We start from the raw sequence: 12,460 nt of genomic DNA, 5'->3' as shown, positions 1-12,460 counted from the left end.
TATATGATCATTACAATAATAACTGATCATATATATTTAAAAATACATTTACTAAACAGGAAAATAATGAAATTTTATTATTGAATAACACTAATAAATAGTTATATAGATATGGAGCGGGAAACGAGATTCGAACTCGCGACCCCGACCTTGGCAAGGTCGTGCTCTACCTGCTGAGCTATTCCCGCAAAATCGCTATGTGATATAAATGATGCTAGGGAGGTATGTGAATTATCTTTTTAAATATCAGCCTCAATAATTATTTAAGATTAAAGTGTAAATAAATATTTTCTATAGTAAGCTAATTCTGCTATGGAGTCTAGTATATCATTTAATGCAACATGCGAACAAGTTTTTTTTATATTATATAAAATTTCTGGTTTCCAACGAGTTGCTAATTCTTTTAATGTACTTACATCAAGGCAACGGTAATGAAAATAAGCCTCTAATTTATTCATATATTTAAAAAGGAATCGACGATCTTGGCATATACTATTACCACATATCGGAGATTTTTTTTCTGGAACCCATTGTTTTAAAAATTCCACAACTAATTCCTCTGCATCTTTTTCTTTATACTTGCTTTCTTTTACCCTGTTTAGCAAACCACTATTAGTATGAACTTGCAAATTCCAATCATTCATATGTTGAATTTGTTTATCACTTTGATATACAGCAATCACAGGACCTTTTGCTAAAATATTTAAATTTATATCCGTGATTACCGTGGCTATTTCAATAATGCGATCTTTTTCTGGATCTAAACCAGTCATTTCTAAATCTATCCAAATTAAATTATTTTCCGAAATCATCATAAAATTTGACCTTAATTTTTACTTAATATATAAAAATTACAATCACATCATTTGATTATAGTTTATAAATTTTAATTGTTTTTTAATTATTAAATAAACATTTGCGAATGATTTTTTTATTTTATTAATCTTATTTCAAAAAAAATTATTAATATAAAATGCATATGCTATAATAAAAGTTATTCATAAACACATAATTCACAATATAAATGAAAATAATAATACTATTATATTAATTTTAATGTATTGCATTTAGTAATAAATTGTCATTTTTATAATATATATCTTATATTTATATCCCATGTTAATTATATTTGTTGTAATGTAATTATGGTGTTATTATCTTAAAAATTTAAATACTTGATTAAATTTACATCTGTTAATAGTTAGTTCTTGAATTAATTAAAAATTTGGATTTTGTTTCTATTTTTAATTTTTTACTAAAAATACTTTTTAGTAAAAAATTATTAGATCAGTATACATAAAAATAGACACATAGAAATAGGATGTAAAACAGGATGTAAAGTGTTTAATTGTTTTAAATTTTATTTAGATAATAATTTTAAAAAAAAATGGTTAACTACAATTGTAGGTAGAATTGCTAATAGCAACTTTAGTTTATTGACACAATTAATAATAAAGATATTTGTTTGGTTTTACAAGATAGATATGTCAGAAGCTGTTAAACAAAATAATCATGAATATATAACTTTTAATAGTTTTTTTGTGCGTCTTCTAAAGGCACATTTACGTCCGATAAATCCTGATCCAAATATAATCACTGTTCCAGCTGATGGTAAAATTAGCCAGATTGGGGATATAAAAGGCAATAAACTCTTTCAAGCTAAAGGTCATTATTATAATATAGAAGAATTACTAGCTGGTGATCAAAAAATGTCTGCCAAATTCTTTAATGGTAAATTTATTACTATTTATCTTGCACCTAATAATTACCATCGTGTTCATATGCCTTGTAATGGCGTATTGCGTTCTATGATATATGTTCCTGGTAATCTTTGTTCAGTAAATTCAATTGCTACAAATAGGATACCTAACTTATTTGCTCGGAATGAAAGAATAATTTTTTATTTTGATACTTATATTGGACCTTTAATACAAATTATGGTAGGTGCTATTATTGTAGGCAGTATTGAAACTGTATGGGCAGGAACTATAATTCCTCCTCACGGCGGATTGATTAAAAAATGGTATTATCCTGAAGCTAATAATAAAAATTCAATAACATTGTTAAAAGGCCAGGAAATGGCATTTTTTAAGTTAGGTTCCACTGTAATTAGTTTATTTACTCCTGATCGAATGGAATTCATTGCTGGATTAGAATATAAGAAACATGTTACTGTAGGTACATCTCTTGCTGTAGTAAAATCACCTATCTTTTCTAAAAAGACCAAATAAATTAAGTATAATCACTCATGCGTGTAATCATTTTTATATTTCTATGTTTATGGGTTAATAAATCAGCTATTGCTCTTAATTTTTCTGATTTTTACCAATTAAAAAAACAAACAAAAGAGAAAGTAGACACTACGAATAATCAAAATAATGGAATATTTTTATTATCTCAAAAAAATAAAGATTTTTTTCTCAACCAAAATCAACATATAAAAAATATAAACAAATATAAAGAAATTATCAATATATTTCCAAGGTTACATGTTAACATGGAACAGCAGATTGATATTTTAAAAAATTTCAATAGATATATAAATAAATCACATTACGGTAATGAAAACCAAGAAATTTTGCAAACAATGATCCAACTCATGGAAGAAGGACATCAGTTTCAAAAAGAAAAAGATAAAATAGCTGAAATAAGCAATTCATTATCACAATTACCTCAGAAAATCACTGAAATAAATCATTATATATATACCTATAAAAATCCAGAAACAGAAGAACTTCTAATAAGAAATAAAAATCAACATAACTATCAAAAAAATATTAATCAGCAAGAAATTATTAATGAAGAATTATATGCTGATGAGTTAGAATTAGAACAAATATCAGCAAACAATAGACAAGAACTAGCTCGATTACGTTCTAAAATTCATCATATTAAGGTGATTTATTTAAAGAACCATCTTCATCAGTTACGTAATAACTTAAAGAACACATACCAAATAAAATCACTTACAGAAATTAGAAAAATTACCAAACATGATAAATTAAAAAAATCAATCTTAAATTATATACGTTTAAACCAAGATTTTTCTATCGCTTTAGCTGATCAAATTAAATTAATATGCCAAACAAGCGATAAACAAAAGTTGATAAACAATCAAATCAATAAAATTAAATACTTGAATTCTATGCTAAATGAACAATCAAATGGATTAAATTATTCGATTTTATTAAGTGAAACATTGAGGTTACGTATAGCTAAGCTTCCTGAAATGCCCCAATTAAACACAATTGAGCAAAATATAACTAGAACCCGTTTACAACGATTACATTATGAATATTTAATAAAAAATAAAGAAAATCTAATTAAAAAAGAACGAAGAAATATTTTAAATACAACATCTATTATTGCTTCCGATGATTTTTTAAGAAAACAAATATTGATTAAACATGAGTTAATCAATTTATTAATTTCTGGTTGTGATAGCTTGATTATTGAAAATACAAAACTAAAAACATCAACTATAAAATTACAAGATGCCTTAAGAAAAGTAAAAAAGTTATCACAAGAACATCTTTTTTGGATTGCTGATACATATCCTATAGGTTTTAATAATATAATCGATATTATCAGGGACATAAAATACTTATTATCTTTAGGTATTTTAACTCATATAAGAGAAGGAGTGCTGAATACTTTTTTACATTTAAATACGGTATTACCAATTATAGGTGCATTACTATTGGTAATTCTAAGTTTTGCTTTACGTCATAAATGTGATGATTTTTTAGAACATTATGCCGCTAAAGTAGGTAAAGTAACACAAGATAGATTTATATTAACTATTCGTGTCGTTATATTATCACTGTTAATGGCTATGGCGCTTCCATTACTTTGGTTACAGATAGGTTATGGTTTACAACAATCATCATCTTATCCGAGTGTGATCGCTTTAGGTGATGGTATAATTAAAACCACACCTATCATAACAATATTGATTGTCCTAAATGTTTTTTCTAGATCAAATGGTCTATTTATCATGCATTTTCGTTGGTCGCAGATTTTAGTTCGCCGTGGAACTAATAACTACTTAGTAACATTATGTTTTATTTTGCCACTTGTTATTTTGTTAACTATTCTAGACAATCTAGAAGAACATAATTTATCTTCATCTTTAGGTCGTTTATGTTTTATCCTTGTATGTATTAGTATTAGTATAGGTAGTATGAGTTTAAAAAAATCACATATTCCACTTTATATTAATAAAGGAGGCAAAAGTAATAATTTTATAAACAATACAATATGGAATATTATAATTGTAATTCCAATTATTGCTGCAATTGCTTCTGCATTAGGTTACCTATCAACTGCTAAATCTATTTTATTACACATAGAAATATCTAATACCATTTGGTTAATGATATTAATAGTGTACCATGTTATTCGACGTTGGATGCTTATTCAACATCGTAGATTAAGCTTTGATCGTGCAAAACAAAAACGTGCCGAAATATTGGCTCTTAGAGCGCGAAGTGATGAAGAAAAAGAGCAAAGTATGCAGAATGCTGATTCTATAGAAATTGAAGAACCAGTAGTTAATTTAGACGTAATTAGTGCTCAATCATTAAAACTTGTCAGATGGATTTTAACTTTACTTGCATTATTATTGTTAATCTTTTCATGGTCAGAAATACATTTGGCGCTTGGTTTTTTTGACAATATTTTATTATGGAATACAACTAATTCAAATCATGGTAATTATCACCCAATTACATTAGGTGCCCTGCTAGCTGCTGTTCTTACTTTTATTATTACATTACAATTAGTTCGTAATATGCCTGCTTTAATTGAATTAGTACTATTGCAACACTTAAATTTAAGACCGGGAACAAATTATACTATTTCTACGTTAATCAAATATATTACGATTATACTTGGTGTGTTATTTGGTTTTTCTGTTATAGGAATAGAATGGTCTAAATTACAATGGTTAGTTGCAGCATTGGGAGTTGGTTTAGGTTTTGGTTTACAAGAAATATTCGCTAATTGTATATCTGGATTAATTATTCTATTTGAAAGACCTATACGTATTGGAGATACTGTTACTATACGTGATTTAACTGGTAGTATTACTAGAATTAATACACGTGCTACTACTATTACCGACTGGGATCGAAAGGAAATAATAGTACCTAATAAAGCATTTATAACTGAACAGTTCGTAAATTGGTCATTATCAGATTCAGTTACACGTGTAGTTATAGCTATTCCGACAATTAATATTAATAACAGTTATAAAGTGACAAAAATTTTAAAACATGTTGCTGAATGCTGCAGTTATGTTCTAAAAAATCCCTCTCCTGAAGTATTTTTAGTGGATTTACAACAAGGTGTTATGTTATTTGAATTGCGTGTATATGTAGCTGAAATGGGTCATCGTATGCCCTTACGTCATGAAATAAATCAATTAATTATAGAAAAATTTACTCAAAACAATATAACAATACCTTTTCCACCTTTTCAAATGCGAATAGAATCAGTAAAAGAAAAACACTTTACAAATAAACAGATTAATAGCAAATTTTTCAAATTTATGAATTAGATTTTTCAAAATATTTTCTAACAAAATCTTCCCCAAGAAAAATATCTCTATTTATATCATGTACTATCTCATCTAAGATAGTTTGCTCAAAAATACTCAATAATCCTATATTTTTATGTTCTTGAATTCCATGTTTTCCAAGTATAAAAGGTTGAACAAAAAATTTTGCATATTTGCCATCTCCCTCTATATATGCAAATTCTACAATATTTTCTTCACCTTGTAGAGCATTTACTAGAGATAAACAAAAACATGTGGCAGCATATCCCATGGACAAGGTTGCTGAACCATTTCCCATTTTAGCATTCACTACATCACTTCCAGCTTGTTGAATGCGTTCAGTAATTTTAATTATTTCTTTATCATTATAATTAGTATCCATTATCTGAGATAGCAAAGGTAAAATAGTCTTTTCCGAATGACCACCTATTACTGGCACATGAATATTATTTAATTTTTTCTCTTTACTTTCACTTACAAATATTTTAGCGCGCATAATATCAAGAGTAGTGATGCCAAATAATTTATTCTTATGATAACAACCATGTTGTTTTAGTACTTCTGCAGCAATTACTACAGTACTATTGATAGGATTAGTAATAATCCCTATTAGAGCATTAGGTGATGTTAAAGCTATTTGCTTAGTTAAATTAATAACTATATTAGCATTAATATTAAATAGATCTTCTCGTTTCATACCAGGCTTACGAGGTTTTCCTGCTGCTATTATAACTATATCTGCATTGATTAATGCTGATGAAATATTATCTCCGCTAAAACCTCTTACTTCCACGTCACTAGGAATGTGATTAATATCTAATGTTATACCGTTTATAACAGGTCTAATATCGTATAATAGTAATTCATAATGTTTTGGTAAATAAAGTTTTAATAATAGTGAAAGAGCTTGTCCTATACTTCCAGCTGCACCTAAAATAGAAATTTTCATCCTTAATTCCTGTTTTACTATAAGAAATAATAAATATTAGTATAATTTATGCTATTTATAATATTTTTGTAATAATAAAAAAAACCAGGGCCAAATAATTCCGTTAGCAATACTATTTAAAAAAATTTCATTCCTGAATGAAGCGCTGATTATAAAAAATTCAATAACAGATATAGTTAGATTCATAAATATAGATATAAAAATAACTAAAAAGGTTTGTTTGATCAAATTTAAACTACGAATTAATTGAAAATTTAAAGTTATACAATATGCTATAACACTAAATATTAAAGAACCAATACCTAATTTAGATCCTGAAGTGATATCCATCACTGTACCTAACAAAAAGCTACCACTTACATTGATTGAATGTGGCAGAGCTAAGATCCAATATATCAAAAACAACAAAAACCAAGAAGGACATAATATGTAAATGATATGTGGCCAAGGCATTATTTGTAATAAAAAAGCTACAACAAAAGATAAATAAATAAAACTATTGTTTCGAAAATAATATTTATTCAATTATGAGACCCTAATTTAACTATAACAGAACCTGTTAGATAGAATAAATGTATTTATTTTGGTAATTATTATATGTTGATTTAATTTAATAATTTTATCAGTAGTAATAACTTGGCAGGCATATTTTATTGTTATCAATCATTTATCCATTCATTTTATTCTGCTACATTACTTAATCATTTGTGTTTTGATGATTTAAATCACTTGTGTTATCGCTAGAATCACTTGTGTTATCGCTAGAATCACTTGTGTTATCGCTAGAATCACTTGTGTTATCGCTAGAATCACTTGTGTTATCGCTAGAATCACTTGTGTTATCGCTAGAATCACTTGTGTTATCGCTAGAATCACTTGTGTTATCGCTAGAATCACTTGTGTTATCGCTAGAATCACTTGTGTTATCGCTAGAATCACTTGTGTTATCGCTAGAATCACTTGTGTTATCGCTAGAATCACTTGTGTTATCGCTAGAATCACTTGTGTTATCGCTAGAATCACTTGTGTTATCGCTAGAATCTAGTTTTATATTGTGATTATTGGCATTATCCTTTTTCCATAATAGCAATAAATAGTCTAAATTTTTAAAATTAGTCATAGGATGTATCTGAATATAAACATAGGGTGCTTTGTTATATATTTTTATTGAAGATACTATACCAACTGGATAACCTTCAGGAAAATTATTATCTAAATTAGATGTAACAATAATATCACCTAGGTGAAGATCTTTACTACGTTGCATATCATTGCTAGTTAGATATTTTAATTGAAAATCTTTATTACATCCTTTTCCTAATACAATTGCATGTACATTATTACGTATTGCTTTTACAGCAATTCCATTTAAAGAACAACAAGATAGCAAAACACGACTCGTATTGCGATTGACAGAAATAATTTGTCCTACAATACCCCTATCTGAAATAACAGACTGATTTTTATATACACCATCTATTTTACCTTTATCTATAATTACCTGATTAGCATATGGAATAGAGCTAGAAAACATGACCCTACCTAGCATTATACGTTCATCTTGATGTAAATTAGCATCTAATAATTTACGCAAATGCTCATTTTCTTTTTTATATTGATTTAATAAAATTACTTCAATATTTTTTAAGTGTATTTCATGTTTTAATTTTTTATTTTCTGATTGTATTTGATTATTTAAAGAAAAGTTTCTTAATGTGTTATTTAAAAATTGTGAAGGTTTTTTAATAAAAGAATACAAAGTACCTATAGATGTGTCTACATAGCTACGAATCCTAGTAAACAAACCTATCTTGCAGTCTACAACAATAAGTATAATACTTAACACTATCGCCAGAAATAAACGTAACCTAATAAAAAAAAACCTTGTGAAATTCATTTTGTCATAACATATAATCTATAAAACAAGTAAAAATTTATTTATTCTTCGCTAAACAAGTCACCGCCATACATGTCTATCATTTCTAATGCTTTACCTCCTCCTCTTGCAACACAGGTTAAGGGATCATCAGCAATGATCACTGGTATACCAGTTTCCTCTATAAGTAATCTTTCTAAATTACGTAATAAAGCACCTCCTCCAGTTAAGATCATACCTCGTTCTGAAATATCAGAAGCTAGCTCGGGAGGACATTGTTCTAATGCTACCATAACAGAACTTACAATACCTGTTAAAGGTTCTTGTAATGCTTCAAGAATTTCATTAGAATTTAATGTAAAACTGCGAGGCACTCCTTCAGCTAAATTACGACCTCTAACTTCAATTTCACTTACCTCATCGCAGGGATAAGCTGAACCAATCTCGTGTTTTATCCGTTCTGCTGTTGCTTCCCCTATTAAAGATCCATAATTACGACGAACATAATTGATTATAGCTTCATCAAATTTATCACCACCAATACGTACTGAAGATGAATAAACAACTCCATTTAATGATATTACTGCTACTTCAGTGGTGCCACCTCCTATATCTATGACCATAGATCCTGCAGCTTCAGAAACTGGAAGACCTGCGCCAATAGCAGCAGCCATTGGTTCTTCTATTAAAAAAACTTCCCTGGCTCCTGCTCCTTGTGCAGATTCTCTAATAGCCCGTCTTTCAACTTGAGTAGCTCCTACAGGAACGCAAACTAAAACTCGAGGGCTTGGGCGCATGAAACTATTGCTATGTACTTGTTTAATGAAATGCTGAAGCATTTTTTCTGTTACAAAAAAATCTGCTATAACACCATCTTTCATCGGACGTATGGCTGCAATATTTCCTGGTGTTCTGCCAAGCATTTGTTTTGCATCATATCCAACAGCTGCTACACTTTTTGGTGAACCAGTGCGATCTTGTCTAATTGCAACCACAGAAGGTTCATTAAGCACAATGCCCTGACCTTTAACATATATCAAAGTATTTGCAGTGCCTAAATCAATAGATAAATCATTAGAAAACATACCGCGAAATTTTTTAAACATACTTTTAAGAAAAAATCCCATACAATGAATCAGAAAAAATATGGTATACAGCTATTTGAATTAATTTAATAAAATATATTCAATTAATGACTACAATAAAAATAATACATTAAATGAGTCTTTATATCTTAATATCGTTGAAATACTTGATGTTAATAATCAATATATAATATATGATTAAATAATTACAAGTTCACACCCAAATACATTTAAATGTTTACTGTTTATATAAAATATTAATTAGAAACAAAACTCTCAATATTTGTTTAAAAATAAATACCCCGTTAAATTTTAAGCTTACTACTTAAAATCAAATTATACAAGTTTATCTAATTAAATTAATTATGCATAAATTAATTTAATTAGATAAAATTAACAAGTAAAATTATAAATCTAGTCAAATAAATAAATATTTAATTACTTTTATTTTATACATGTGAAACATATAAAACTATATGAACATAATAATTAATTATTTTAATCAAATATTATAGTATTTTATCGATAAAATATAACTATAATTTTTTATAAACCAAAAATTATTTTAGAATAATTATTAGTTAATAATTAAAAGGAGTCAATAATCTTAATGGAATATAAATCTCATATTTTATTGTTAAATGGACCTAATTTAAATTTATTAGGACGAAGAGAACCAGAAAAATATGGTTATATAAGTCTAAACAATATCTTAAATGATTTAATACAATATGCTAACAATTTAAATATAAAATTAAGCCACTTACAGTCTAATTCTGAAGTTAAATTAATAGATCGTATTCATGAAGCTATTGGTGATGTAAATTACATCATTATCAATCCTGCTGCGTTCGCTCATACTAGTATAGCATTACGGGATGCTTTATTAGCATCAAGTATTCCTTTCATTGAAATACATGTTTCTAATATATATTCACGTGAGTCTTTTCGACAAATTTCTTATCTTGCTGATATATCAGAAGGTTTAATATGTGGATTTGGAACTGAGAGTTATATATGGGCTTTAAAAATAGCGATACAAAAACTTTCTAAAATCAATTAATCACATAAAATGCGGAAACATTCTAGATGGATATTTATAAAATAAAAAAATTAATTGAATTAGCAGAAAAACACAATATTTCTAAACTAAAAATATCGGATAAAAAAGAATCTATTACTATTAATAGATTCTACAAAAATAATAATTTTACAAAAAATCAACATTTTTCTACTTCTGATACATCACTTATTGCTCAAAATATAGTTAAATCTAAAACAGATAGTAAAGAAATATTAAACAAAAATAATAATTATATTGTACGTTCTCCAATGGTAGGTATATTTTATCTTACTCCTAGTCCTGAAGCTAAAGTATTTATTGAAATAGGCCAAAAAATTAATATAGGTGATACTCTTTGTATAATAGAAGCAATGAAAATGATGAATCAAATACAAGCTGATGCTTCCGGGATAGTAAAAGCAATTTTAGTAGAAAATGGCCAACCAGTTGAATTTAATGAACCTCTAATTATTATTGAGTATTAGGACATAAGATGCTAGATAAAATAGTAATAGCTAATCGTGGTGAAATTGCATTGCGTATTTTAAGAGCTTGTAAAGAATTAGGTATCAAAACAGTAGCGGTTCATTCTGATATAGATAGAGATCTTAAACATGTGTTATTAGCAGATGAAACAGTGTGTATCGGGCCAGCACAATTAATTAAAAGTTATCTTAATATTCCTGCCATCATTTCTGCTGCTGAGATTACTGGAGCTTCAGCTATTCATCCAGGTTATGGTTTGCTTTCGGAAAATGCTGATTTTGCTGAACAAGTTGAACATTCAGGTTTTATATTTATTGGCCCTAAATCAGAAACTATTCGTTTAATGGGCGATAAAATATCTGCAATTAATAAAATGAAAAAATTTGGTATCCCTTGTATACCAGGTTCTGATGGACCATTAAGCAATAAAATACAAAAAAATTCTGAAATTGCTAAAAGAATAGGTTATCCAGTTATTATTAAAGCTTCAGGGGGCGGCGGAGGATGTGGTATGCATATTGTTTATACAGAAAAAGATCTAGAAAAATATATCAATATTACAAAAATAGAAGCAAAATCTATTTTTAATAATGATGTTATATATATGGAAAAATATATAACAAACCCTAGACATATTGAAATTCAAGTCATTTCAGATGGAAAAGGAAATGCAATTCATTTAGGAGAACGCGATTGTTCTATACAACGTAGACACCAAAAATTATTAGAAGAATCTCCTGCCTTAAATATTTCACCAGAACTAAAAAAACATATAGGAGAACTTTGTTCTAAAACATTTATCGAAATCGGGTATAAAGGAGTAGGTACTTTTGAATTTCTTTATAAAAAAGGAAAATTTTACTTTATAGAAATTAATACTCGTATTCAAGTAGAACACGCACTAACAGAAATGATTACTGATATTGATTTAATTAAAGGACAAATAAGGATTGCTGATAATGAAACCTTATGGATAAAACAAAAAGATATTGTTTTTCGTGGTCATGCTATAGAATGCCGAATTAATGCCGAAGACGCAAGTACATTTGTTCCAAATGCAGGGAAGATAAATCGTTTTCATGCACCAGGTGGTTTTGGAATAAGATGGGAATCACATATTTATACAGGATATAATATTTCACCATATTATGATTCAATGATTGGCAAATTAATAACGCATGGAGAAAACAGAAATGAAGCGTTAGTCCGTATGAAAAATGCTCTATCAGAATTAATAATAGATGGTGTAAATACTAATATAGATCTACACAATAAAATAATAAATGATAAAGAATTTCAAAATGGAAATACTAATATCTGTTATTTGGAAAACAATTTCAAACAAAAACTTGTATAAATATTAGAACCTGGCAGTTACCTACTCTCACATGGAGAAACTCCACACTACCATCGGCACGACGACGTTTCACTTCTGAGTTCG

Annotated in this window: 10 protein-coding genes and 1 tRNA gene; 5 read left to right on the top strand and 6 right to left on the bottom strand. The window is 27.8% G+C overall.

Annotated features, from left to right (window positions below; translation table 11 throughout):
* Window positions 1-112: 112 nt before the first annotated feature.
* Window positions 113-188: transfer RNA gene (locus CRV11_RS02355), tRNA-Gly, on the bottom strand.
* Between the two features lie 81 nt (window positions 189-269).
* Complete coding sequence (orn, locus tag CRV11_RS02350; RefSeq protein ID WP_136131737.1) at window positions 270-815, bottom strand: oligoribonuclease; 546 nt, start codon at window positions 813-815, stop codon at window positions 270-272.
* A gap of 525 nt (window positions 816-1,340) precedes the next feature.
* On the opposite strand from orn, the gene asd reads away from it, so the two are divergent.
* Together asd and mscM are read left to right on the top strand one after the other, a co-directional pair.
* On the top strand, window positions 1,341-2,231 hold the full coding sequence (asd, locus tag CRV11_RS02345; protein WP_136131736.1) for an archaetidylserine decarboxylase: 891 nt from the start codon (window positions 1,341-1,343) through the stop codon (window positions 2,229-2,231).
* A 17-nt stretch (window positions 2,232-2,248) separates the two neighbouring features.
* Window positions 2,249-5,560, top strand: coding sequence for a miniconductance mechanosensitive channel MscM (gene mscM / locus CRV11_RS02340; protein WP_136131735.1), 3,312 nt, complete (start codon window positions 2,249-2,251; stop codon window positions 5,558-5,560).
* Here mscM and mdh read toward each other — a convergent pair.
* The 4 genes from mdh to mreB form a co-directional block, all read right to left on the bottom strand.
* Window positions 5,550-6,509 carry a malate dehydrogenase gene (mdh, locus tag CRV11_RS02335; protein WP_136131734.1) on the bottom strand — a complete coding sequence of 320 codons (960 nt, stop codon included), beginning with the start codon at window positions 6,507-6,509 and terminating at the stop codon, window positions 5,550-5,552. The two genes, mscM and mdh, sit on opposite strands and share 11 nt — an antisense overlap.
* 51 nt (window positions 6,510-6,560) lie before the next feature.
* Entirely contained in the window at window positions 6,561-7,034 is a 474-nt protein-coding gene (mreD, locus tag CRV11_RS02330) for a rod shape-determining protein MreD (protein ID WP_136131733.1), read from the bottom strand.
* A gap of 172 nt (window positions 7,035-7,206) precedes the next feature.
* The gene (mreC, locus tag CRV11_RS02325) at window positions 7,207-8,406 is read right to left on the bottom strand and encodes a rod shape-determining protein MreC (protein WP_136131732.1); all 1,200 of its coding nucleotides are present in this window, start codon (window positions 8,404-8,406) and stop codon (window positions 7,207-7,209) included.
* A 41-nt stretch (window positions 8,407-8,447) separates the two neighbouring features.
* On the bottom strand, window positions 8,448-9,491 hold the full coding sequence (mreB, locus tag CRV11_RS02320; protein WP_136131731.1) for a rod shape-determining protein MreB: 1,044 nt from the start codon (window positions 9,489-9,491) through the stop codon (window positions 8,448-8,450).
* 589 nt (window positions 9,492-10,080) lie between these two features.
* Between mreB and aroQ the strand changes: the two genes are divergently transcribed.
* Genes aroQ through accC form a run of 3 tightly spaced genes read left to right on the top strand, consistent with a single transcriptional unit; the run spans window position 10,081 to window position 12,376 of the window.
* Window positions 10,081-10,533, top strand: coding sequence for a type II 3-dehydroquinate dehydratase (gene aroQ / locus CRV11_RS02315; RefSeq protein ID WP_136131730.1), 453 nt, complete (start codon window positions 10,081-10,083; stop codon window positions 10,531-10,533).
* 26 nt (window positions 10,534-10,559) lie between these two features.
* Window positions 10,560-11,018, top strand: coding sequence for an acetyl-CoA carboxylase biotin carboxyl carrier protein (gene accB, locus CRV11_RS02310; RefSeq protein ID WP_136131729.1), 459 nt, complete (start codon window positions 10,560-10,562; stop codon window positions 11,016-11,018).
* Window positions 11,019-11,026: 8 nt separating this feature from the next.
* Window positions 11,027-12,376, top strand: coding sequence for an acetyl-CoA carboxylase biotin carboxylase subunit (gene accC / locus CRV11_RS02305; RefSeq protein WP_136131728.1), 1,350 nt, complete (start codon window positions 11,027-11,029; stop codon window positions 12,374-12,376).
* Window positions 12,377-12,460: the final 84 nt, after the last annotated feature.

Source organism: Candidatus Pantoea edessiphila, from assembly GCF_002933335.1.
Lineage (GTDB): Bacteria > Pseudomonadota > Gammaproteobacteria > Enterobacterales > Enterobacteriaceae > Pantoea_C.
The sequence above is the reverse complement of the archived record's forward strand: the minus strand, read 5'-3'. Positions and strand labels throughout refer to the sequence as shown.